At 56.8% G+C, this 24,430-nt stretch carries 21 protein-coding genes; 7 read left to right on the forward strand and 14 right to left on the reverse strand.

Annotation, left to right across the window (positions count from 1 at the left end; translation table 11 throughout):
- Window positions 1-23: 23 nt before the first annotated feature.
- The 7 genes from GOW92_RS10240 to GOW92_RS10270 form a co-directional block, all read right to left on the reverse strand.
- The gene (locus GOW92_RS10240; protein ID WP_170560460.1) at window positions 24-1,004 is read right to left on the reverse strand and encodes a zinc-dependent alcohol dehydrogenase; all 981 of its coding nucleotides are present in this window, start codon (window positions 1,002-1,004) and stop codon (window positions 24-26) included.
- Window positions 1,001-1,762: an SDR family NAD(P)-dependent oxidoreductase gene (locus GOW92_RS10245; protein WP_170560462.1), complete on the reverse strand. Its 762-nt coding sequence runs from the start codon at window positions 1,760-1,762 to the stop codon at window positions 1,001-1,003. The genes GOW92_RS10240 and GOW92_RS10245 overlap by 4 nt, the downstream gene beginning before the upstream one ends.
- Window positions 1,755-3,062, reverse strand: a complete 1,308-nt coding sequence (hisD, locus tag GOW92_RS10250; RefSeq protein ID WP_170560465.1) for a histidinol dehydrogenase — start codon at window positions 3,060-3,062, stop codon at window positions 1,755-1,757. The genes GOW92_RS10245 and hisD overlap by 8 nt, the downstream gene beginning before the upstream one ends.
- A gap of 12 nt (window positions 3,063-3,074) precedes the next feature.
- Window positions 3,075-4,403 carry a TRAP transporter large permease gene (locus GOW92_RS10255; protein ID WP_170560467.1) on the reverse strand — a complete coding sequence of 443 codons (1,329 nt, stop codon included), beginning with the start codon at window positions 4,401-4,403 and terminating at the stop codon, window positions 3,075-3,077.
- An 11-nt stretch (window positions 4,404-4,414) separates the two neighbouring features.
- Window positions 4,415-4,927 (reverse strand): TRAP transporter small permease, encoded by a 513-nt coding sequence (locus GOW92_RS10260; protein WP_170560469.1) that lies wholly within the window; start codon window positions 4,925-4,927, stop codon window positions 4,415-4,417.
- 110 nt (window positions 4,928-5,037) lie between these two features.
- Entirely contained in the window at window positions 5,038-6,183 is a 1,146-nt protein-coding gene (locus GOW92_RS10265; RefSeq protein ID WP_170560471.1) for a TRAP transporter substrate-binding protein, read from the reverse strand.
- A gap of 23 nt (window positions 6,184-6,206) precedes the next feature.
- The gene (locus tag GOW92_RS10270; protein WP_058275418.1) at window positions 6,207-6,392 is read right to left on the reverse strand and encodes a hypothetical protein; all 186 of its coding nucleotides are present in this window, start codon (window positions 6,390-6,392) and stop codon (window positions 6,207-6,209) included.
- A 139-nt stretch (window positions 6,393-6,531) separates the two neighbouring features.
- Between GOW92_RS10270 and GOW92_RS10275 the strand changes: the two genes are divergently transcribed.
- Entirely contained in the window at window positions 6,532-7,557 is a 1,026-nt protein-coding gene (locus tag GOW92_RS10275; protein ID WP_170560473.1) for a LacI family DNA-binding transcriptional regulator, read from the forward strand.
- Here the strand turns inward: GOW92_RS10275 and GOW92_RS10280 are convergent.
- Both GOW92_RS10280 and GOW92_RS10285 read right to left on the reverse strand, forming a co-directional pair.
- On the reverse strand, window positions 7,554-8,525 hold the full coding sequence (locus tag GOW92_RS10280) for a LysR family transcriptional regulator (protein ID WP_170560475.1): 972 nt from the start codon (window positions 8,523-8,525) through the stop codon (window positions 7,554-7,556). The genes GOW92_RS10275 and GOW92_RS10280 overlap by 4 nt on opposite strands.
- A gap of 89 nt (window positions 8,526-8,614) precedes the next feature.
- Complete coding sequence (locus GOW92_RS10285) at window positions 8,615-11,050, reverse strand: GcvT family protein (protein ID WP_170560477.1); 2,436 nt, start codon at window positions 11,048-11,050, stop codon at window positions 8,615-8,617.
- 184 nt (window positions 11,051-11,234) lie between these two features.
- Between GOW92_RS10285 and GOW92_RS10290 the strand changes: the two genes are divergently transcribed.
- Window positions 11,235-12,755 carry a trimethylamine methyltransferase family protein gene (locus tag GOW92_RS10290; protein ID WP_170560479.1) on the forward strand — a complete coding sequence of 507 codons (1,521 nt, stop codon included), beginning with the start codon at window positions 11,235-11,237 and terminating at the stop codon, window positions 12,753-12,755.
- A 71-nt stretch (window positions 12,756-12,826) separates the two neighbouring features.
- Complete coding sequence (locus tag GOW92_RS10295) at window positions 12,827-13,795, forward strand: agmatinase (RefSeq protein WP_170560482.1); 969 nt, start codon at window positions 12,827-12,829, stop codon at window positions 13,793-13,795.
- Here GOW92_RS10295 and GOW92_RS10300 read toward each other — a convergent pair.
- From GOW92_RS10300 to GOW92_RS10320, 5 genes are all read right to left on the reverse strand, one after another.
- Complete coding sequence (locus GOW92_RS10300; RefSeq protein ID WP_170560484.1) at window positions 13,792-14,766, reverse strand: arginase family protein; 975 nt, start codon at window positions 14,764-14,766, stop codon at window positions 13,792-13,794. The two genes, GOW92_RS10295 and GOW92_RS10300, sit on opposite strands and share 4 nt — an antisense overlap.
- A 53-nt stretch (window positions 14,767-14,819) precedes the next feature.
- Window positions 14,820-16,409: an ABC transporter permease gene (locus GOW92_RS10305; protein WP_170560485.1), complete on the reverse strand. Its 1,590-nt coding sequence runs from the start codon at window positions 16,407-16,409 to the stop codon at window positions 14,820-14,822.
- Window positions 16,402-17,439, reverse strand: a complete 1,038-nt coding sequence (locus GOW92_RS10310; RefSeq protein ID WP_170560487.1) for a quaternary amine ABC transporter ATP-binding protein — start codon at window positions 17,437-17,439, stop codon at window positions 16,402-16,404. The genes GOW92_RS10305 and GOW92_RS10310 overlap by 8 nt, the downstream gene beginning before the upstream one ends.
- A 78-nt stretch (window positions 17,440-17,517) precedes the next feature.
- On the reverse strand, window positions 17,518-18,468 hold the full coding sequence (locus GOW92_RS10315; RefSeq protein WP_217356542.1) for an ABC transporter substrate-binding protein: 951 nt from the start codon (window positions 18,466-18,468) through the stop codon (window positions 17,518-17,520).
- A gap of 256 nt (window positions 18,469-18,724) precedes the next feature.
- Window positions 18,725-19,597: a LysR family transcriptional regulator gene (locus GOW92_RS10320; protein ID WP_170560491.1), complete on the reverse strand. Its 873-nt coding sequence runs from the start codon at window positions 19,595-19,597 to the stop codon at window positions 18,725-18,727.
- Between the two features lie 84 nt (window positions 19,598-19,681).
- On the opposite strand from GOW92_RS10320, the gene GOW92_RS10325 reads away from it, so the two are divergent.
- From GOW92_RS10325 to GOW92_RS10340, 4 genes are read left to right on the forward strand one after another with little or no spacing between them, the layout of a single operon-like run.
- A complete protein-coding gene (locus GOW92_RS10325) occupies window positions 19,682-21,145 on the forward strand; it encodes an aldehyde dehydrogenase family protein (RefSeq protein WP_174822476.1) in 1,464 nt (487 codons plus the stop codon).
- Entirely contained in the window at window positions 21,145-22,122 is a 978-nt protein-coding gene (locus GOW92_RS10330) for a membrane dipeptidase (RefSeq protein ID WP_170560495.1), read from the forward strand. Before GOW92_RS10325 ends, GOW92_RS10330 begins: the two co-directional genes overlap by 1 nt.
- A complete protein-coding gene (locus tag GOW92_RS10335; protein ID WP_170560497.1) occupies window positions 22,119-23,804 on the forward strand; it encodes a hypothetical protein in 1,686 nt (561 codons plus the stop codon). Before GOW92_RS10330 ends, GOW92_RS10335 begins: the two co-directional genes overlap by 4 nt.
- Window positions 23,801-24,430, forward strand: a complete 630-nt coding sequence (locus GOW92_RS10340; RefSeq protein WP_170560499.1) for a DUF3726 domain-containing protein — start codon at window positions 23,801-23,803, stop codon at window positions 24,428-24,430. The genes GOW92_RS10335 and GOW92_RS10340 overlap by 4 nt, the downstream gene beginning before the upstream one ends.

The raw sequence follows: 24,430 nt of genomic DNA on the forward strand, positions 1-24,430 counted from the left end.
GAATACCTCCGTTTCTGCCTGGTCTAGTCCCAGGGTGCGAGGATGATCTTGGGCGCTGCAACCGCACCCTTCCGCAAGTCCCGAAAGGCGTCGGCGGCATCAGACAAGGCCCTTTCCTCGACCCAGTCCAACAGACCCAAACGACCGTCGAAAATCGCCTGCGCGGTTTTTCGAAAATCCTCGGCAGTATATGTATAGGTGCCGATAAATGTGATTTCCTGCAAGGTCATACGACGTATGTCCAAACCACCCGCATCCTCGCCCAGCCCCACATGCACAATCACGCCGCCCGGCTGCACGTGATGAGACGCAGCGGCGCGAGTTGCAGAAAACCCCACTGCATCGACGACCAGTGAAAACAAATCATCAGTGGACTCGACGACATTGAAAGTGCCCAAACTTTCCAAATAGGCGCGCCGTACGTCATTCGGCTCAACAATGACAACATCGTCGAAGTCACCAGCCGCCAGAGCCAAAGCTGCGGCCACACCAATTGCGCCACCGCCAATCACCAGTGCATCACGCGCCATTCCCTGATGCAGCGCCTCTAGCCCCAAACGAACTGCATGCCAGCTAACCGCAAGTGGCTCAGCCAGAGCAGCTTGCTGAAACGTTACGTGGTCCGGTACCTCAACCAGATTTACATCTGGCATGGCGACATATTGGGCAAAGGCCCCTTCACGCGGTGGCATCGAGATGATCTGCCGATTAGGGCACAGGTTTTCACGGCCTGCCTCACACGCCAGACAGACACCACACGTCACCAGCGGGTTTATCGTCACACGCGTTCCGTCGCGGGCTCCGCCGACGATTGTTCCTGCGGCTTCGTGGCCAAGAACAAGCGGTGCCGGACGGCGCGCATCGTGGCCGAGATAGGCGTGCATATCCGAGCCACATATCCCCACGGCTTCGACCCGGATCAGTTGCTCTCCGATATCGGGTGCGGCATCCGGGACATCCTCGTAAACAAGATGTTCAACTCCTTGATAAACAAGCGCTTTCATTTCGCCGTAAATCCTCCGTCGACCATCAGAACTTGTCCGGTCACGTAATCTGACGCCTTTGAGCACAAAAACAGGATCGGACCATCGATATCTTCCATCCGCCCGTTCCGGTTCATACAGGTTTGCGCCGCGTTACGAGTTGCCCGGTCGGCATCATCAAACACGGCCTGCGTCAGCTCAGTCGGAAAAAACCCCGGCCCTATAGCGTTTGCGGTAATGCCGTGAGAAGACCAAGCCTCAGCCATAGCCCGTGTCAATTGTCCGATCCCGGCTTTGCTAGCACCATATGCGATACCGCCGGGAAAAGCGCGCGTCGTCTGAAGCGAGGCGAAATTCACGATCCGCCCCCATCCGCGTTCCTTCATCGCGGGCACCAAGGCCTGGCTCAGAAAGAACGGAGCGCTCAGGTTCAACTCAAGGGTCGTGTCCCAGCCCTCACCGGTGACATCATCGGCTACTTCACGCATGTTAATCCCAGCCGCATGCACAATGATGTCGGGTGGCCCAAAACCAGCTGCGATCTCTTTGGCAAGCGTCGAAACACGCGACCGATCCGCCACGTCCGCGACGACTGTCGCCACACTATCACCGCCTTCGGCCTGCAAACTGTCCAAAGCCTCACGCCGACGCGCGACACCAACCACATGCGCGCCCGCAGAGGCCAGAACCAGCGCCACACGACGGCCCAGGCCCGAGCTCGCGCCAGTCACGCACGCCACCCGTCCCGTCAGGTCAAACAGCGTGCGCGGATCATCCATCAGCTGTCAGGTCAAACTGTTCGTCAGGGAAATACTTGGCAAGGCGCACGTCTGCTGCCCGCGCGTGCCCTTCCATGCCCTCCAGTCGGGAAATACGGGCAGTTGCTTCAGCGATGGATTTCGAACCTTCCCGCGTCGCCCGTTGCCAAGTGACGATCTTCATGTACTTGTGAACACTCAATCCACCAGTATAGCTTGCTGCCCCGGAAGTCGGCAGGACGTGGTTCGTTCCCGTCGCCTTGTCACCATAAGACACCGTGGTTTCTTCACCCAAAAACAACGAGCCATAGCAGGTCAGACGACCCAGCCACCAATCCAGATCCTCTGCCTGTACGGTCAGGTGTTCAGGCGCGTATTCGTCCGAACAGGCCGCCATTTCCTCGCGGTCCGAGCAGACGATGACTTCCGCATAATCGCGCCACGCAGCAAAGGCGTTCTCCCGGTTCAGTTCGGGCAAATCATCGATCAGTGTCGGAACCAGTTCCATGACCTTTAGTGCAAGATCGCGATCATCCGTCACCAGCCAGACCGGCGAGTTGTATCCATGTTCTGCCTGGCTGACCAAGTCCGTCGCAACCACGTGCGGGTCCGATGTTTTGTCTGCAAGGATCAAACTGTCTGTCGGCCCGGCAATCATGTCGATGCCAACTTTGCCGTATAGAATTCGCTTGGCCTCGGCCACGAACTGGTTGCCCGGGCCGACAAGGATGTTGGCGCGCGGCAGACCGAACAGGCCATAGGTCATGGCGGCGACGCCCTGAACGCCACCCATCGCCAGAATACTGTCCGCTCCGCAGATATGTGCCGCATAGACAATCGCAGGCGCGACACCCTCGCCCGGGCGTGGCGGTGAACAGGCCGTGATGTGGCGGCACCCGGCAACCTTGGCTGTGGTCACGGTCATAATGGCGCTGGCGATATGGCTGTAACGCCCACCGGGCACGTAGCAGCCCGCCGCGTCCACGGGAATTGCCTTCTGGCCCGCCACAAATCCCGGCACGATCTCCATCTGCACATCAGACACCGTAGCTTTCTGGGTTTCGGCAAATCGACGAACGTTGTCGTGAGCAAACCGAATATCCGCCTTGAGCCTTTCGGGGACAAGCGCGCAGGCGGCCTCGATCTCGTCTGCGGTCATCAACACGTTTCCATCAAACTTGTCGAATTTAACTGCGTATTCCAGCGCTTTAGCGTCCCCACCAACCTCAATGTCGGCAAGGATAGTCTTCACGGTGTCATGCACTTCGGAGGCATGAGATTGAGCCGTCAGGGTCGCCTTTTTCAGATAGTCGCGAGGCATATTCAACAGGTCCTATTGGTAGATTTCAGGAAGCAATGTGGTCGAAACCGCAGGAACGTAGGCTATCAGAAGAACCACGATCAGCATTGTTAATACGAACGGTACCGCACGGGCCGCAATCTTCAGAATGGACTCACCTGTAATGCCAGATACGACGAACAGGTTAAGGCCAAGGGGCGGCGTAATGAAGCCGACGCCCAGTGCGGTGATCATCATGATGCAGAACTGGATTTCGTTCATGCCGATATTGTCGGCCAGCGGTTTCAGGATTGGAGCAAGGATCACGATATTGGGCGTCGTTTCCATAACGCAGCCAGCAGCGATCAGAATGCCGATCATCAGCAGGATCAACACGTATGGATCTTCGGTCAGCGAAGTGATTGAGGCGACAAACCCTTGAGGCACGCCCATGATCGCCAACGCCTCGGCCAGCGGAGCCGAAAAGGCAATGATCGGAAGGATAACGCCGTTCACCTTAGCCGAACTGACCAGCATCGACGGAAAGTCAGCCAGGGTCAGCGTACGCAGAATGAAACCCATGATGATGGTCACGACCACTGCAGTGGCGCCAGCCTCGGTCGGGGTCAGACGACCTGAGAAGATGCCATAGAAGATAATCCCTGGCACGATAAATGCATACCACCCCGATTTCAGAGCCTTGCCCAGATTGGCCAGCCACTCACCCAACGTCATCATACCGCCGTCTTCATAGTGATAAATGCGGTTCACTATGAGGTTGGTGATCAGGATTGAAACCAGGATGGCAAGACCGGGTATCAGGGCTGCCAGAAACAGGGTCGAGGCGGATATACCCAGCACAAGGCCGATGATGATATACGCAATGGACGGCGGGATCAGGATGCCCGTACAGGCACCAGCCGCAACCAGCGCACAGGCGTAAGGACGGGGATAGCCGCTTTCGACCAACCGATTGATGGTCATACGGCCCACAGCAGCAGCACCGGCGGCGTCGGAACCCGAAATGGCCGCGAACATTCCGCACACAAGAACGGTAGCCGAGCCAAACCCGCCTTTTGTAAAGCAGGTCAGCGCCTCGGCCACATCAAGAAACTTTCGCGAAAGGCCGGTCCGGACCAACACGTCGCCGGTCAGGATGAACAAAGGTACAGCTGTCAGGGCAAAAGCATCGATGCCGGTAAACAGGCTTTCGCCCACAAGGCTCAGCGGAAGGTCGCCGGACATGATCAGCATGACGATGGCGGCAGAACCGATTGCGGCCCAGACCGGAACTGCCATGGCAATCAAGCCAACGAACAGGATGACAGGTAGGTAAAAATCCCAGCCGAGCTCGACCGTTTGATTGAGAGAGTTCCAGAGCATTCCGTTTCCCCTCAGTCAAACAGTTTGTCGCCTTCGAAGACGGGCGTGCCGTCGCGAAGGGATTTGAAATCGCGTAAAAACGATTGGATCAGGCGCCAAATCATCAGCGCAAAGCCGGTCGGAACAGCCATCAGGAACCAGACCTTCGACACCCGAAGGCCATCTGTAACTGACCCGAACTTTGCCGAGACGTGAACCGCCTCGTACGACCAGTAAAGCGCAATCACAGCGACCACGAACATCACAAGGTCGCCAAAGATATAGAGCAACGCCTTCGGTCGCGGCCCGAGGTAGTGCATCACCACATCAATGCGGATATGGGCCCGCTCCTTGACCGCCGCCGCAGCACCGATCCAGGCCAGATAGATGAACGAGTACCGAACGATCTCTTCGCCCCAGATCGAAGAATAAGCGAAGATTTCGCGTCGAAGGACCTCAATGGCCATGGTGATGACCAGCATCACGTAGAACACCAGCAGCAGCCAGCGCTCGGCGTTGCGATCTATGTTTTTTAGTAAGGTCATCGGTTCCCTCGGCGACAGAACAGTCAGGCGTGGCCTTCTGCTTCGGGCCCTTTCAGGCCTGACTGCTGTTGAGTGATTGCGGGCGCCCAAAAGACGCCCACCGGATAAGATCAGGCGTCGTGGACGTAGTACTTGCCTTGCGTCCCGGCCGCCTCGACCAGTTTCTCAAATGCGTCCATCGACCCGGCCAGTTCTGTCTTGAATGGATCCCAATCAGCGTTTTGATAGCCGCCGACACTTTCCCACTCGGCTAGTTGATCTGCGTTGAGCGAGTGGAATTCCACTCCGGCCTTATTAAGCTCGGCCATGGCATAGGCGCGGGCCGACGGCACTTTGGAGAGGTTCTGGTGGCTGGTCATCTCCGAGCCCCACATGATGCCTTCCTGAACGTCTGGCGGCATCGAATTGAACCATTCAAGGTTACACGAATAGACCTGACTGTCTGGCACAGCCTGCGTAAAGGTCACATGGCTGAGGATGTCTTTGAAGCCGAAGACGTACAGTGCACCGACCGACGGATCGAGCGCATCCGCAACACCTTGTTTAATTGCCGAGGGCGTCTCGCCCCATGCAACAGGCGTCGGGTTCGCACCGACCATACGGTAGTATTGCTGCAGCATTTTCGAGCCGGGAACGCGGAACTTCACGCCGCTCATGTCACCGGGGGTGATGATGGCGTTACCGCCCTGACGTACGGCAACGACACGCGGGTCGATCACCACATAAAACAGTGCCTTGAACCCGGCTGCCTCGACTTTCGGGTGAACTTCGTTCTGCCATGTGTCGGAATGCACAAGGTTGGTGAACCGCTGGTTCGAACCGCACAGATACGGCATGTTGATAAGGTCAACGGTCGACGCGAACGGTGCGAAGTTGGACAGCGAATGCTGCGCCGCCTGAATCGTCCCGCCCTGCACCTTCTGCACCAAAGCACCACCGGCACCCAGTTGGCCACCAGGCGCAAGCTTGACGTACACTTTCCCGTTTGTTGCGTTCTGGATGTTTTCTTTCAGGTCAAGCTGCATAATCGGATAGCTGCGCGAAGCGCCCAATACATATGCGGTTGCGACCGTCATGACATGATCGGCGGCCTTTTCACGCTCGCTTTCTTCTTTGGCTGTCTGCGCCACAGCTTCCGACGACCACAGGACGCCACCGGCACCTGCAACCAGCGCAGCAGTGAATGAACCACTAGCGCTGAGCTTCAGGAAGCTACGACGTTCGATGGACGCCAGTTCATTTCTATCGTTTTTCATTTAGTGCCCTCCCAAGCAAAAAATCAGCCATCGCTTTTTGCGTCGCGAGCGGCTTCCTTTTTTAGAATTGCGACAACGAACAGGATCGACGCCGCGAACAGAACCAACATCTCTCCGACGTCACCAAGAAAGGCGCTGTTTGCAAAAGCCCCCAACGCCACGTTCGCAAAATAGACGGCAAACACGAGTGCGGACGCAGCAAGAAACATCTCTTGGACTCCCTTTTCAGATTCGGCCCAACGTCATTTGTAAGCGCTTACATGCAAAATGCAAGCGCTTACATAATCGCTTCCCTCTCACCGCAGTTGAGTTTAGAGTTATCAGCAAAAGCAAATTGCGAGTTTGGAAATGGCGAAACCCCGGTCGGCGCCGACACTGGATGATGTGGCAAAAATGGCAGGTGTTTCGACGGCCACTGTGTCGCGGTGCCTCAACAGTCCGGACCGGGTGGTCGAAGCGACCCGTGAACGCGTACAATCCGCAGTTGATGCGCTTGGGTACACGCCAAACTTTGCAGCCCGCGTAATGGCCGCCAAGCGGTCGTTCACCATCGGCGCGATCATTCCTACCATGGAAAACGCGATTTTTGCGCGGGGCCTTCAGGCCTTTCAGGAGGAACTGCACCAGCACGGCTATACGCTTTTGGTTTCAAGTTCTGCCTACAAACCGGAAATCGAAGAAGAACAAATCCGGACCTTGATTGCGCGTGGGGCCGACGGGTTGCTGCTAATCGGGCATGACCGAGCTCCCGAGATCTATGACTTTCTGGACCAGCGCAATATTCCCGCTTTGGTCGCCTGGTCTTATCTGCCGAACTCCAAACTGCCTTCGGTCGGCTTTGACAATCGCGCGGCGATGTTCGACCTCGCCAGTCACGTTATTGGGTTGGGGCACACTCGGATTGGCGTGATATCAGCTCGCGTTGACGGAAATGACCGCGCCCGTCTCAGGGTTCAGGGCATCCGGGAAGCAGTCGCCGATCGTGGACTTGAGGCCAGCAATCTGACCGTTATCGAAACGTCGTATGAAATCGAAAACGGCGCCAAAGCCTTTAGCGACCTGATGAACGCCACCACGCCGCCGACAGCAATCCTATGTGGTAATGACGTGTTAGCCGTTGGTGCTTTGCGGCAGGCGCAAAAAATGGGGCTTGATGTACCCGGCGATGTTTCGATCACGGGCTTCGATGATATCGAACTGGCCCGGATCGTCTCCCCAGCTCTGACCACAGTGCATGTCCCCCACCGTGAAATGGGACACAAAGCAGCCCTGCAATTGATTGAGATGGTCGAAAACCAAACCGCCGGGGAGGGAGAACAACTGGCGACGAGAGTTGTAAATCGACCGTCGCTTGGCAAGCCCGTCTCCGGCTAAGCCGCTTCGCCCTCCATCGTGCGAAAATCGTCCTTCAACCAAGGATGCTTTGCGCACATCGGTCGCGTGAAATGTTGGCGGATTAGTTTCACCATAACCTTCTGGATCAGTTCCGAGGTCGTCACGGGATAAACTTCGGTCGTGAACAGGGACACGGTTCGCACGAAATTTCGGCCGGGAAATGGCATTGCCTTGACGCTGTTATGGAACCGCTGGGTCCGGTGAAAACAGGCAGCCGTCGTGATCGCCCAACCACTGCCCTGGGCCACCAAACCGATAATGGACTGATTGCACTCCAGTTCGAACCTGTTCGGCAAACTGAACTTGCTACGCGCCAATTGAATCTCAATTTGTTTCCCGATGACGTAGTCTCGGGAGTACCGCAGCAAGGGTAAATCCGCGTCCGGGTGAAACAACTCTTCAGGCGAACCGTCAAAGTTGTTGGGAAGCACGACAAGGAACGGATCGCGCATCAATGGGTATTCGATCAACCCTTCGGTTCGTCCCGGTGGTCGCGTGGCAACCCCCACATCCAGTTTATGTTCCTGCAGCTTGGCAAGGATTTCGTGGCTGGGACGCGTAAAGTGGCGAAAATTGCAGCGCGGCAGAGCTTGCGCCAGAAAACGAACCATATCAGGGGCAATCTGGTTGTCGAAATCATCAATCAACGCCAACCGCAGATCGGTTGCGTGTTGCCAATTGCCCGTTCGGATTTCGGCCTCGCCGCGTTTCAGAACGGTCAAACCGTCACGGACATACCTCGAAAAGACCTCGCCTGCGGGCGTCAGTCCCATGGGTCTGCGCCCATGGTCGACCAACTCAATGCCAAGCGCATTCTCCAAACTGCGCAAGTGGTTCGAGACTGTGCTGATTGACAGACCTGTTTCGGACGCAACCTGTTGGATCGACCCGGATTTGGCGATCAATTGGAAAACTTCCAGCCATCTCAGGCTTAGCGATTTTGACATTGGCAGCTATCATTGTTTCGATTTGTCCGAAACTAGCCAAGCAAAGATTTGCCCCCACGGCAATGCTGAAATTGACCTCGGGGTGAAGCTTATGCCTTCATCCGGGCAAATTCCGGATCATATGGGCACGCCGGAATGACAGTTGCGCGCACACGCTGACCGCAACTGTCCAACTCCATTTCGTGGCCGATACCCGAGAAGGCGGGGTCGACAAATGCATGAGCAAGGTTCAACCCGGTGCGGTGCCCCCATTCGCCGGACGTGATGGTGCCCACAACCTGATCCCCTTGCATCAGCGAAGCTCCGGGGTTTGCAGGGCCGGACTTTGAGAGTATCTGAAGCGAAACAAGCTTTTTTCGTGGACCATCCGATTGCCTTTTCAGCAACGCTGCGCGTCCGACAAAATCGCCCTTGTTTAAGCGGACGAACCTGTCCAAGCCGGTTTCAAAAGGATCGAATTCGGTGATCAGGTCGGCTTTCCAATGAAGGAAACTTTTCTCCATCCGCATCGTTTCCACGGCCCGCGCGCCAAACAGTCTCATCCCGTGCGCCTCTCCTGCCTGCCGCAACGCAAGATAGGCCGCGTAGAGCGACGCGTTGGGGACATGGATCTCATAGGCCAACTCACCGGAAAAGCTGAGATTCATGACCGTGGCCGGGGCGATGCCAACAAAGCACTCCCGGACATTGAGCCATGGGAAAACCTCGGCCGACCAATCGCCGCGTGCGCAGGCTGACAAAACGAGCCGCGCTTTGGGGCCTGCGAGGACAAGTATGGTTTGATCATTTGTAAGGCTGCGCAGATGAACATCTTCATCGCCTTGCATGTTCTGACGAAGCCAATCCATGTCATGAAATTCACTTGCCGCGGCCGAGCCATACCAAACACGCGCCAGCCCCCGGTCGCTGGCTGGAAGATTGGCGACCGTAGCCTCGGCCTTGACCATACCGTGATGGTTCAGCAGGTACCCCAGCCCTACCCGCGCCTCGCGCCGGGTGACAGGCCCGCAGAACACCCTGTCCAGAAAGGCATGTCGGTCTGCACCTGTGATTTCGATCCTATTGAACCCGTTCACCTCGGCCAATCCAACGCCCGTTTGCACGTTTCTAACCTCAGCGGCGACCACGTCGAAAGTTTCGTCAAAACCGAAACTATGGGTCGGCGTAAAATCAGGCGAAGGTTTGATGTAATCCACCCTCTCCCAACCATTGACCACGGTGAATTCAGCCCCTTCAGACGCCTGCACCGGTGTCAAAGGCGTTGTCTTGGCGAGGCGACCCGCGGGACGATGTTCATGCGGAAAGTGGAACCGGAATTCGTTTTGATAGTCTTCGATGGCCTTCAGCGCTGTCAATTCCACATTGGCGTGACCTGTAAACCGACGAGGGTCGAGGCACCAGGTATCGTAACACGCCTCACCATGCACAATTTGCTGGGCGAGCAACCACCCATGCCCGCCACCTTCGCCCAGCCCCGCACGAAGGCCGATGATGCAAAACGCGTTGCGTTTGCCGGGGATAGGCCCCACCAGCGGCGCCCCGTCGATTGTGTAGGTAATCGGCCCGTTTACGACCGTGTGAATGCCGGCCTCCATCAATGCTGGCATCCGCGCGAATGCGCCTTCCAACACGTCTGTCACACGATCCAGATCGTCGGGACAAAGCGCGTTTACAAAGTTCGGATCAATCCCATCCATACCCCAGGTCTTGCAGTCCTGCTCATAAAACCCAAGCAACAGGCCGTTCTTTTCCTGTCGGCAGTAATAGTCGCTGATCGGGCAGCGCAGCAGAGGCATCCGATGGCCCGCATCGCGGATTGCAGAAATTTCTTCGGTCAGGAAATACTGGTGCTCCATCGAAGACACCGGATGATGGACACCCATCATTGCCCCTACCTCGTTGACCCGATAACCACAGGCATTGACCACGATATCACAGTCGATATCGCCATGTTCGGTCTGCACAGTCCAAGTGTCATCGCCGTGCTGCACCAGCCCTGTAACTGGCGTATTCCGATAGACTTCGGCACCGGCCTTCCGAGCCCGTCGCGCCAAAGCCTGACACAGTTGAGCCGGGTCGATATCGCCATCCAGCGGATCCCACAGCCCACCAATCAGATTGTCGGTCGAAATCAGAGGGTGGCGGCGGGCGCATTCGTCGGCATCGATCACCTCAAAATGCACATCCATGCCACGCGCCATGGATGCAAAGTGGTGGTAACCTTGCATCTGGCCTTCGGTGTTGGCCAGGCGTATCCCACCGTCCCCATGGTGATAATTGATCGGGTATTCCGGATCGTCGGCCAATTCTTTGTACAGACGGATCGAATGAGATTTCAGCCCCACCATTGTCTGGTTCATGCCAAAATTCGTCACCTGCGCGGCCGAATGCCATGTCGTGCCAGAGGTTAGTTCGTTCCGTTCGACCAGAACCACATCGGTCCACCCCTCTTGCGTCAGGTGATACAGGGTGGAACACCCCGCGATTCCACCACCGATCACAACAACTTTGGTACGCGACTTCATTCGTTCTGCTCCGTTTAGTTCTCTCCAAGTCTTGCGGAAGAACAGACTGGTGCCACAACCGTGCAGATGCGGGTGCAGGAAAATCGAAACTGCGATTTCGGATTCTGAAAACGGCAATTCGACTTTGATGCCGGGATGTTCCGCCCCTTACGGTGCAGGAAAGCAAACAAGGGGATAGGACCGGATGTCATCGGACGGATCTAAACGCAGCGGCCGAAAAGCGCGACATGCCCAACGGGCAGCCAAACCCGTCGTCGACCCCTGCCCGCCCGGCCAGAGGGGTGGGACTTACAAACCCCTGAGCCAACCTGAAATCGAACAGATATTCGACACCGCATTGCGGCTATTGGAAGACTTGGGCATGGGAAACGTGCCACAAAGGCTTGCTGCCGACCTCAAGGCAGCAGGTGCCAAGGACGGGCAACAGAACCGGCTGCTGTTCCCGCGTGAAATGGTTCAACGCGCGATCGATGAAGCACCTAAGAGTTTTGTGTTTCATGGCCGGGACGAAAATCGCTCGATTGAGGTTGGTGGCGACCGCGTTTATTTCGGCACCGGCGGCGCGGCTGTTCAGACGCTGGACATCGACAGTGGGCTTTATCGCCCCTCTACTCTGGCGGACCTACACGATTTCACCCGATTGCAGGACACGCTGGCCAATGTCAGCTGGTTCACACGGTGTTGCGTGGCAACGGATGTGCCCGATGTATATGATCTGGACGTCAACACCGCCTACGCACTGGTACGCAACACCACCAAACCGGTGGCGACGTCATTTACCTTAGCTGAACATGTCAGACCCATTGTCGAGATGCTGGACATCGTCGCCGGGGGACCGGGTGAATTCGCCAAACGCCCTTTTCTGAAAGCGCATATTAGCCCGGTGATTTCACCACTGCGCTACGGCGAGGATGCAGTCGACGTAGTCTATGAATGCGTCGCTCATAACATCCCCATGTCGTGCATTACGGCGGCGCAGGCGGGCGCCACGGCTCCGGCTACTTTGGCCGGTTTTTTGGCGCAGTCACTGGCCGAGACACTGGCCAGTCTTGTCATGGTCAACGCGATCAAGCCCGGCTTTCCGATGGTGTTTTCCAACTGGCCCTTCATTGTGGACCTCAGAACCGGGTCGTTTGCAGGCGGCAGTGGGGAAACCGCCGTTTTGAATGCGGCCTCGGCGCAGATTACCAACTGGTTAGGTCTGCCATCGGGCGTGGCGGCATCTATGACCGACGCAAAGGCCATCGACGCGCAATATGGCGTTGAAAAAGGCATGACATCCCTTGCGGCAGCCTTGGCCGGGGGAAACCTGATCTACGAAAGCTCGGGCATGACCGCGTCGCTACTGGGCGCGAGTTTCGAGGGCTTTATACTGGACAACGAGATGCACTCTCACACCTATCGCGCGTTGCGCGGGATTGAGGTAACTAAAGAAAACCTGGGTTTCGACGCCATCTGCCATTCGGTTTTAGGCGACGGTCACTTTCTGGGCAGCGAACAGACATATGCGGCCATGGAACGCGACTACTTTTACCCTGAACTCGCGGACCGGCAGGAACCTCGCACGTGGCAAAACGACGGTGCCAAAGACGCGTGGTCATTCGCCCGGCACCACGCCAAAGAGGTTCTGGCCAGTCATCACCCAGATTATCTGAGCGCCGAACAGGATGCCGAAATCCGGAAACGTTTCCGCATTCTGATCTGAAAACCACAAGGCATTCCCAGCACTGCAATCAGCCGCTAGGGTCAGCCGTGAAACACGCAAGGAATATCGCCATGACTGATTCATTTTTTCAGCCGGTATCGGCGATGGAACTCGCCCGGTTTGCCGGCATCCCTTCGTTCATGCGTCTTCCCAGCTTGAGTCTGGACCACGAACGCATAACCGACGTCGAAGTGGGTCTGATCGGCATCCCATGGGATGGCGGCACCACTAATCGCCCCGGGGCGCGGCATGGTCCGCGACAACTGCGGGACTTTTCCACAATGATCCGCGCAATGAACCCGGTCACAGGCGTCGCACCGTTCTCAATGGTCAATTGCGCCGATCTTGGCGACGTGGCACCCAATCCGGTCGATATCCACGACACTCTGTACCGGGTCACAGAGTTCTATGTGGACCTGCACTCAAAAGGCATTGTTCCGCTGACCGCAGGTGGGGATCACCTGACCACCCTGCCCGTTCTGCGCGCGCTTGCCTCTGAAGGTCCTGTTGGCCTGATCCAGTTCGACAGTCACACGGACTTGTTCGACGGCTATTTTGGCGGCCACAAGTTCACCCACGGGACTCCGTTCCGGCGCGCCGTCGAAGAAGGATTGGTCGATCCTAAGCGGTTTGTGCAGGTCGGTATCCGGGGCACCGCCTACAATACCGAGGACGTCGAGTGGGGTGAGGCACAGGGTATCCGTATCATCCGTATCGAGGAATTGTTCGACCGGGGTATTAAGGATGTGATGGCCGAGGTGCGCGGTATCGTTGGGCAAGCACCGACCTATTGCACCTATGACATCGACTTTGTTGACCCGACCTTTGCGCCCGGCACCGGAACCCCCGAGATCGGTGGGCCAAACAGCTTTCAGGCGCAACAGGTCATTCGTCAGATGTCCGGTGTTAACCTGATTGGCGCTGATCTGGTCGAGGTTGCACCCCCGTTCGATCCGGACGGAGGCACCGCGTGGCTGGGCATTTCACTGATGTTCGAGTTGCTGTGCGTATTGGCGCAGGCCGTGGACGCAAGGCGCTAGCTTACGTTTTCAGCAATCATCGAGATCATTTCAAACATCACCGCCGCTGCCGTCAGCGCGGTGATGTTGTTCGGACTGTCCTTTGTTGGCATCATACAAACGACATCCCCACCCACGATGTTCAGACCGCGCGCCGCGCGCAGAATGCCGACGGCCTCGTCAATATCGAACCCCTTTTCGCCCGGCTCCAAGTTGGACACCGCAGGCGCAACGGTCGGGTCAAGGCAATCCAGATCGAAGGTGATATAGACCGGGCGGTCTCCCAGCACCTCTTTGGTCTGGGCCACGACATCATCCAACCCGCGCTGCCGGAACTCGCGCATGGTGACGATGTTGTAGCCATAGTCATAAGACGGCTGCAGCCAGTCCAGACTGCGCGGGTGGCCGCGCAACCCGATCTGCATGGATCGCGTGGGGTCTACCTGTCCCTGATCGGCCAGATATGCGCCCCAATGGGCTGCTGATTTCTTGGCCCCCAAGAAATGATCAACCTTTGTGAATACGTCTGTGTGGGCATCCAGATGGAGGAAGCTGACAGGCTCTCCTCCCGCCAGTTTGCCACCCCCCAGCGCCTGAACGATGCCACCGGTGATGGAATGATCGCCGCCAATCGACACCGGGCGCGCACCGGCCGCATCAATATCTTTATAAAAGCGCGTGATACGTTCGATGCAGTCTTCATTATCGTTAGCGCGGGGAAACGGAACATCGCCAACATCTGCAATTTGCGCACTGTTCCACGGGTCGATTTCAAAAACCGAATGGACGCGCCGCTGTACGGCCGAAACATGCCGCAATGCACGAGGACCCAAATGCTGATCCCGTTCGGTTGTGCCGTTACCGGTTGAATGTGGCACCCCGACCAACGCGATGTCCTGCCCATCCGGCCCCTGATTGGGGCATCGGAACAAAGTGGGCACTCCCCACCAATACAGATTGTCCATCATGGACTGTTCATAGCGGTCGGTCATATGCGCCTCCGGTCAAAGAAAAACGCCCCCGGTGGAACCGGGGGCGTGTGCGTTCAGAGTTTTTCGTCTTCTCGGCGGAAGGCACCTTGCACGATGCGGTCCATGACCATGGCCAGGAAGAGGATGGCAAACCCACCCAGCAGGCCCGGACCCTTGGCGGCGTATTGCAATGCTTCGAGGATTTCCTTGCCCAGACCACCGCCTCCAATCAGTGAGATAATCACCACCATCGAAAGGCACATCAGGATGGTCTGGTTCACGCCGGTCATGATCGATGGCAGGGCCAGCGGTATCTCGACATCCTTGAGTAGCTGCCATTTCGAGGCACCAAAAGCCACGGCGGCCTCTTTGATACTGTCCGGAACCCCGCGCATTCCCAATGCGGTCAATCGAATAACCGGCGGCATCCCAAAGATGATCGTTGCCAGAATGCCCGGTGGATTGCCGGTGCCAAAGAAGGCGATGATCGGGATCAGGTACACAAACGCAGGCAATGTTTGCATCAGGTCCAAAACAGGCTCAGCTGCCCGATAGGCGCGCTTCGATTTGCCGAACCAAATGCCCAGCGGAATGCCGAACACGACACACAACAACACGGCTGCACCTACAAGGGCCACCGTTTCCATTGCCACGTCCCAGTACCCAAGCAACGCGATATAGGCCAACGAGGATGCGGTGAAGATGGCCACCCTCGGCCCAGCCGCACGCCACGCGGTCACGCAGATCACCAGCATCACAACCGGCCACGGTGAGCCGATAAGCGCTATGGTCAGTGCGTCCAAAACCGATCGCACACCAGCCACGATGCCGTCAAACACATCGCCTCCGGCTGCGGCGGCGGCATCAATCTGCGCCTCCATCCAGCTTGCCAGGTTTGAGAACAACGTTCCGTTGCCTTCCCCCAATATCATTGCGGAAACTTGCTGCTCGGGGAATGCGTCCAACAATGGAAGTGAGGCGTTTACCGTGAATTTGTACACGATCAGCGGGCCAATTGCGGCCACCAAAACTGCGCCCAAAACCGTGTTCCGGGTCGAACGACCGCTTTCGGTGCTGAGCGGATCAATCCGCCAGTTCGAGTACTGTTTTTCGTACACGCGGTCCGCGTAAAACCCTTGAACAAGCTTAAAGACCAGAAGCATCAACAGGCCCGTAACCATGATGCCCACGGCTTCGGACTGAGCGGCAGCGGCTTTTTCAAAACTGGAATCCGCCGCCTTCTGGATATTAGCCGCCAGTTTGTTGAACCGGTCTATATCTGCCTTTTCGGTCGCCGCAGCCGCGCGTTCCAATAGCTCGGTCGCGCGAGCTTGCTGACGCTCGGCCCGTTCGGCCAAATCAGCGCCGGGGTTGCCCCAGGCACCGCGGCCAATCTGAACCCAGGCTATGATTTCCAGGATCAGGAACGTCCAGAACATTCCCCAGATCGCGCGGGACGCAGACCAGAATGGCCCCAGAACAGCCGCCCAGATGTTGAAGGTATTGGGAATACCGCTGGTCGCATCATGGATTTTATGAAACGCGTTGACGTAGTAGTCGCCATTTGGCCCGGTAAACTCGTGGATCGAGCGGTCCAGCGCCTCGCGGTCGACTTCGATATCCGAGGCGGCCGTGACTTTTACTTCTGTGGTTGCATCAGTCATTTTTGCCCCCCTGAATTCCGCGCAGTAGCCGCGGTTTTGTAACCACTCCTACATCAGCGCCAGCATCGGTGATGATGACCGGCAAGTCCGTATTGACGGCGAGGTCGATCAACTGATCCAGATCAGCCCCTTCATCCGCGCGCGGCGCACCATCGGTCGGGCCAGAGTAACTTTCGATCGGCTCCATGATTGAATGCGCCTTGACCAGTTTCAGCTTGGAAATGCCCTGCACGAACTCTCGCACGTAATCGTCTGCAGGGTTCATGACGATGTCTTCCGGCGTACCGATCTGCACAATGACACCGTCTTTCATGATCGCGATGCGGTGACCTATGCGAATGGCCTCGTCCAGATCGTGCGTGATGAACAACGTCGTCTTTTTCAATTGTGCCACCAGTGCCTTGAACTGGTCCTGCAATTGCAGGCGGATCAGCGGATCAAGGGCTGAAAACGGCTCATCCATCAGCAGGATCTCGGGGTCCGAGGCCAGCGCGCGGGCAATCCCAACACGTTGCTGCATGCCGCCCGACAATTCTTTGGGCAGACGATCTTCGTAGCCTGTCAGGTCTACCAACCCTAAGGCGTGATCCGAAACCGCCCAGCGTTTCGATTTCGACACTTTGCGGATTTCCAGCGGGTAGGCAACATTATCGCGGACCGAACGGTGCGGCATCAGTGCCATATGTTGAAACACCATCCCAATTTGCATCGCACGGATGCGACGCAGCTCGGCCTCGGAAATCTTGGACACATCCTGCCCCAGGATTTCGATCTTTCCGGCGGTCGGTTCAATCAAGCGATTGACGTGCCGTACCAACGTTGATTTGCCAGAGCCTGACAGCCCCATGATGCAAAAAATCTCGCCCCTTGGCACTTCGAATGACGCGCCCTGCACGCCAACGACACAATTGAATCTCTCTAGAACTTCAGGCTTTCCAATGCCTTCGTTCCGGACGGCTTCCATGGCTTCTTCGGCGCGGGCGCCAAAGATTTTCCAGACATCCGTCAGTTTAACGACTGTTTCGGTCATTTTTGTCCCTTTGGTGCAAAACAGGCCGCCGGGGCTGTCCCGACGGCCTGCCAGAGTTTCAGTTCCGGTCGGCGTCAATCAATTTGACATCCAGCCCAGAACAGCATCTTCGTTCGCACCGACCCATTCTTCGGCATAGGCCAAAGGTTCTTTGCCTTCGATTACCAATGCATATGTCATCGCCGAAACCGTATCGGTATCCAGTTTCATATTGGCCAGCATGGTTGCAACTTCGGGGTATTCGTCCTCAAGCGACTTTGCGAAGTGCAAGTGCAGATACGCTAGGTCCCAAGCAACGCCGGCCTCGGATTTTTCCAGCCAGTCCGGGTCATCCGTGGGCTGCAACACGTTCCATTTGGCCGCATCATAAGCCGGTTCTTCAAGGATCTGCATGTCATGCAGGGCAAACACGTAGTGCGGCGTGTAACAGAAGCCGACCCACGGGTCGCCAGCCTTGATCGCGTTGTCGAGGTTGGCATAAGCCACTGTCTCGTCAATCTCTGTCAGTTCAAAGACCTGATCATACCCATAGGACTTGGCTCGAATTTTCTCGACATTGGTCGACGCCCATCCCGGCGCGCCGATCCAAAGTTCGCCCTGGCCGTCACCGTTGCTGTCGAAAAGCGCGGCATTGTCGGGATTTGTCAGGTCCTCAATGGACGTGATGCCATGTGCTTCGGCCGTTGCCTTGTCTACGCACATGCCCTGAAAGGCTTCGACACCATTCGCGTTGAATGTAACGGTCCCCTTATCTTTTACGTAAGTGTCATGCAGGTTTTGCTGGTTCGGCATCCACACTTCGGGATGAACGTGCATGGCGCCTGAGTCCATCGCTTCGAACACAATCGGGTTTGTGCCATTTTGAAGTTCAACTTCAAGGCCCAGGTTCTGTTCGATCGCAACTTTCAAAATATGTGCCGTCGCATTCACCGAAGGCCAGTTTGGCACGCCGATCACAATATCAGCAGCAAGGGCGGGTCCGGCGATCACAGCGGATGCGCCTCCCAGTAACGTGGCTAGTTTGTTCATTTGTTTCTCCATGTTGGGCGTCTGCGGTGATATTGTTCTGTGCCCGAAGGCCGTATTTCACCTTGCAAACAAAGTCGAAAAGCCGGTTCTTTCCCCAGTTTTCGGTCAGCTGCACGATGCGCCGACCCGGCAAAAAAATTCAAACATGCAGACGCGCCACTCATCAAGTGTTGCGTCCATCAGGCATTCGTTTTCGAGATTATCATAAAAATGTTTCGGTTATGTCGAAAATCAACCGGGCAGTTTTATCTGGCTGTCAGGCAGCACCCTGTTCCAGAATGTAAGCGACGGCCTCTTCGGTCAGATGCTTGAACCGCGCGTGTTCATTAACATAGAGACAAACCTGGCGCTGGTCGGGCAGATCTGCAATTTCACGAAACGCTGTCGCCTCGGGCATGAAATTGGCGACCGATTGCGGCAACACCGTCACCCAATCTCCGGTTTTGACCATTGTGATAAGGGAATGGGTATTGTGAACAGTAACATCCGCCTGCGCTTCGGAGGCGCGGAACTTGGGTGATTGAATCAGATCACACAGCGCGTTGCGGATAAATGGAAGCGCCAAAACGTCGTCAATCGTTGGTGTAATGGGCTGTTTCATCAACTGATGATCAGAGGCGCAAACCAACCCAAACCGATCTTCGAACAACGGAAGCGACCGAACTCCGTTTAGCGCGTGCTGACCTGAGGCGATACCAATATCCGCCTTGCCTTCTATTAGCGCGTCCAAAACCTGCTGTGTATCTGCATCGCGCAGTTCGACTTTCACCCCGGGAAAGCGTTGCGTCATGTAGGCCAGTACCTTTGGGAAGACCAACGCCGCGACTGATGGAACTGCTGCTATCCGCAGCAGGCCGTGTTCTGCACTTGCCGCAGCCAAGATATCCAAGACAGCCTGGTCGAACTGGCGAACTTGTTTCAGGGCCACTTCGAAAACTTGCAAACCCAGTGGCGACAGTTGATTCTTACGCTCTCCTTCAAAGAGCTTTTTGCCAAGATGATCCTCAAACTGCTTGAGGGTCATCGAGACTGCCGACTGGGTCCGCCCCAGTCTGTCGGCTGCCTCGATCAGGTTGCCGGTTTGGGCGACGGTGCAAAAACACCGCAAGGTCTCAATCTTGATCGCCAAGCTTCACCTTTTTTGAAGTTTGCTATATTTATTTGAGTTTGACTGATATCTACTCAAAAAGCCATTCTGCGCCAGACCAATTTTATGACTCTGGGGCGCATCGTGACAAAACTGAATCTGATCGCTGGCGAATGGCTGGCGGGTGAAACCGAGATTGATAACCGCAACCCTTCGGACCTGAGCGATCTGGTCGGCATGTTCGCACAGGCCAGCGCAGATCAACTGGAGGCTACTTTGGATCAGGCGCGCGTTGCGCAAGCAGAATGGGAAGCCTACCTGCCTGAGCGCAAGCAGGCCGTCCTGATGAATATCGGCAACGAACTAATGTCGCGCGCCGAAGAGCTGGGCACCTTGCTTTCCCGCGAAGAGGGCAAGCCGTTGGCCGAAGGCAAAGGCGAGGTGTATCGCGCTGGTCAGTTCTTCACCTATTACGCCGCCGAATGCCTGCGCCAGATCGGCGAGAACGCCGACAGCGTACGTCCCGGCGTCGAGATTGACGTGCGCCGCGAAGCCGTAGGCGTCGTAGCCATCATCAGCCCGTGGAATTTTCCGACCGCGACCGCGTCATGGAAGATTGCTCCGGCGCTTTGCTACGGCAACGCAGTTGTTTGGAAACCGGCGAATATCACGCCCGCCTCTGCTGTGGCATTGACCGAAATCATCGAGCGGCAGGACATCCCCAAAGGTCTGTTCAGCCTAGTCATGGGCTCGGGCCGTTCGATTGGGCAGCGTCTGGTAGAAAGCCCAAAGGTCAACGCAATATCCTTCACCGGATCGGTTCCGGTCGGAAAGGGCATCGCATCAGCTGCCATTCAGAACCTGACCAAGGTTCAGATGGAGATGGGATCCAAGAACGCACTGGCCGTAATGGATGACGCTGATCTGGATCTGGCCGTAACGCTGGCATTGGGCGGGGCTTTTGGCGGGACAGGTCAAAAATGTACCGCATCCTCACGTCTGGTTGTTCATGCTGGTGTGCACGATGCATTTGTCGAAAAACTTGTCGCGGGTGCACAGGCCATGAAAGTCGGCCACGCGCTGGAAGACGGCGTTCAGATGGGGCCGGTCGTCAGTGAACAGCAACTGAACGAAAATCTGGCTTATGTCGATCTGGGTAAATCCGAAGGTGCCGAGCTGGCCTGCGGTGGTCAGCGACTTGAGATGCCGCATGACGGTTTCTACATGTCCCCCGGCGTGTTCCTGAACACCAACAACGATATGCGTATCAACCGCGAAGAGATGTTCGCCCCGCTGACAAGCGTCATCAAAGTTGGCAGCTATGAAGAAGCGCTGAGCGTGGTTAACGACACCAATTTCGGGCTGACGTCGGGGATCGTGACGCAAAGCCTCGCGCGCGCGACCCACTTCCGCCGCAACGCACGCACCGGCGTCGTGACCGTGAACCTTCCGACGGCGGGCACCGACTATCACGTGCCCTTCGGCGGCCGCGGTGATAGCTCTTACGGTCCACGCGAACAGGGCAAGGCAGCGGCTGAGTTCTATACCACGGTCAAAACCGCTTACATCAGCGCGGGAACGCCGGTCTGATGCGCATCGACGGGCTGCAATACGCCAACTGGTCGGAGAAAATCTTCCGCCAACTGCGCGAAGGGGGCGTGGACGCGATCCACGTCACCATCTCGTATCACGAGAACTTTCGCGAAACGGTTCTGAACTTTGAAAAGTGGAACCGCTGGTTTGAGCAATTTCCAGACCTGATCATGAAAGGCCGTTGGGCCAGCGACATCGACATCGCTCGGGAAACCGGGCGGACGGCCGTGTTCTTTGGCTTCCAGAACCCGTCGCCCATAGAAGACGATATTGGGTTGGTGGAAATTCTGCACGATCTGGGCGCGCGGTTCATGCAGCTAACTTATAACAACCAATCCCTGCTGGCGACCGGCTGCTATGAAGCTGAAGACACCGGCATCACCCGCATGGGCAAACAGGTCATCAAAGAGATGAACCGCGTTGGGCTTGTCGTGGACATGAGTCATTCGGCGGATCGTTCGACTATAGAAGCGGCCGAGATCTCCGAACGTCCCATCGCCATTACGCACGCCAACCCGCACGAATGGTCCCCTGCCCTGCGCAACAAGCGCGATGCGGTGATCCGGGCTGTGACCGAAAACGGTGGGATGTTAGGCTTTTCGGTCTACCCTCATCACCTGAAGGACAAGTCCGACTGCACGCTGGAGAGCTTTTGCGAAATGATTGCCCGTACGGCTGACAAATACGGCGCACAAAATCTGGGGATCGGCACCGACCTGTGTCAGGATCAACCCGACAGCATTGTCGAGTGGATGCGCGTTGGTCGCTGGACCAAGGAAATCGACTACGGCGAAGGTTCAGCCAGTAATCCCGGCTTTCCTCCGATGCCCAGCTGGTTCGAGGATAATCGCGACTTCGGCAATATCGAAACCGGGCTGCGCAACGTTGGCATGAACGCCGAAGAAGTCTCGGGCATCATGGGCGGAAACTGGTACCGCTTTTTCGATCTGAACTTTGGACCAAAAACCGCATGAACCACGTCAGTACTGATATCCCGCGACGCGATCCTGCGCAGGTTATGCGCCTGTCGCGGCTGGGCTCGCTGCATCAGTGCAGACTCAGCTTCATGAGACAACTGACCCGGCGTATGGCGCATGAGAACTGGGTCTTTACGCGTCCTGTTTTTGAGATCGACGAAAACGGCGTCGGCCACGCTGTCTACACGGCGCAAGGTCCGGATCACGCCTATTCGCTGGTTGCGTTCGCCCATGACCTGCCGCCCGAACAACGGTCTGACCGGGTGATCGCCGAGGCGTGGGATGCCACTTTCGCATTATTCGATGGCATCCCAACAGAACAGGACATCCAACGCCTGTCAGAAAACGTCCCTTTGCAAGAGGCAGGGCGCGTAAGCGAAAGCGAGCTGTCACTGTCTCGCGCCAACCGGTCCGTGCGTTTATGGAAACACGTGGTAGACAGGTTGGCTGCCGGACAACAACCCGATTTGGAGCAAATCCATAAAGTCGGCTACCTGATGCGGACGACGGCCGTTTACGGATCGGGCAAGTTCGGCGCCGCGGATCGCGAGAAGATAGCGAACCGGCCAGAACTGCACGCACCGTTTCAAGCGGAAATGCTGTCGGTCTACCTGACGCGAACATTTGTCCGCGATCTGGTGCAACATATGGCCCTCGCCAAGGGCGGCATGCAGACGGCGGAACTGAACCCCGAGATTGCGCAGTGGCTGGGCATCGGAAACTCAACCGGATTGGGGATGGCTCCATTCATCGTCAATCACCCGGTATTGTTCAACAACTGGATCATGGCGCGCGAAGAGGCGTTGGCTCGTGTTCGGTCTCTGCAATCAGCGTCAGAGGACGAAGCCCGACACTTTCGGGACATCTATGACCGCAGCAAGTTATCGATGTCGTGGTGGCGATCCGAGCATCCGGTCCAGATTGAAAAGATTGCCTCACTGAATGCTGATCTAACAGCCATTTCCGGTTATCTGGACCAAAATAATCTGACGCAGGACCGCCCGTGGGATCGGCTCATCCGCTGGTCAGAAACCACACTTGGCGAAGAAGGTCAGGAACTTCTCGCGTCGCTTATTCTGGAACCCTATGGCGATCTGGTGGATGGCTTGACCGGTTGTATGGCTGACGGGAATGCTCAGGCACAGGTTATTGATGGAGGCATGACTGTCGATCAACTCCGTGCCGCGATCCACGATCGCTTTGGCTGGGCACTGGAAATGGACTGGTCGGCCGAGGCGAACTGCGCGCGCGCCTGGTACGTGTCCGAAGAAAAGCTGGAACCGCGACTTGGTGAACGTTTCGAGGAACCGATTGCCGAATATGAACAGCCCCTCGCCCCGGCAAGAGACGCCGCGCTGGCCTACGCGGACCTTGCGAGTTGGCAAGACGACAAGCACGTAGCCGAGTTCCTTTTGCGCCATCCCGAGCACCGCCACACGGTGCGGCGTGCGCAGATTGGCGTTGTAGCACCGTATGGCGAGCTTCGCGACAACACGATAAGCGCCGACGTTATGCCCATAGATATGCTCCGGGCCAAGCTGTCGTTTTTCGGTGCCACACATTTTGATCCGCGCTCGGACCGCTGGGTCCGTATCTGCATGTACGCTGGCGCGCCCTACCCTGAAGACCTGAATGCCAGCACCGCAGACTTGTGGGTTTACCCGGAGCTATCTTCATGAACGCCTCGCTAAATGAGATCGAAGCCACCGCAAAGCGCGCGGCGCGTGGTGCAGGATATAGCTGGGGATTGGCCGAGGAAGCCGCGAAAGCGACGCGCTGGCTATGCGCACGGGGCCAAAACGGTACCGGTGCTCTGGCTCGATTGTTGCAACTGGAATTGACGCGCTCACTTAAACAACACTCCCCGGCCGATCTGAGCGGAGAATGGCAGAGTGATAGCGAGCTTTGCCCTTTGGTGACTGGCGCATTGCTGTCAGATTGTGCGCACCAACTGAACTCAGCCCCGATTGAGATAAAGAACGTAGCTGTGCCTGCCTTGCTGCTTCCATTCGCGGCAAATGCGGCGCGCGTGTTACAGACCTGCGTGAGTGTTGACTGTGACAGCGCACAGGTAGAAACCGACGGATTTGACCTATCCCTGAACGTCCCACTTTCGGATGGGCCACAACAGGTTTCGGTGCGTAGCGGCGGCCAACTGACCGCACCAGTCCCCCATCGAACACGGGCGGAACCTGATCCAACTGATTGGGGCATGCTGAACCGGTTCGCCCATCGTACATACGCCCCCGCCACCGAGGAATCCCGCTTGCGCGGGGCCGGAGCGGGCTTATCCGACAACGACTAA

The sequence above is a fragment of the Ruegeria atlantica genome, from assembly GCF_013032505.1.
GTDB classification, from domain to species: Bacteria; Pseudomonadota; Alphaproteobacteria; order Rhodobacterales; family Rhodobacteraceae; genus Ruegeria; species Ruegeria atlantica_F.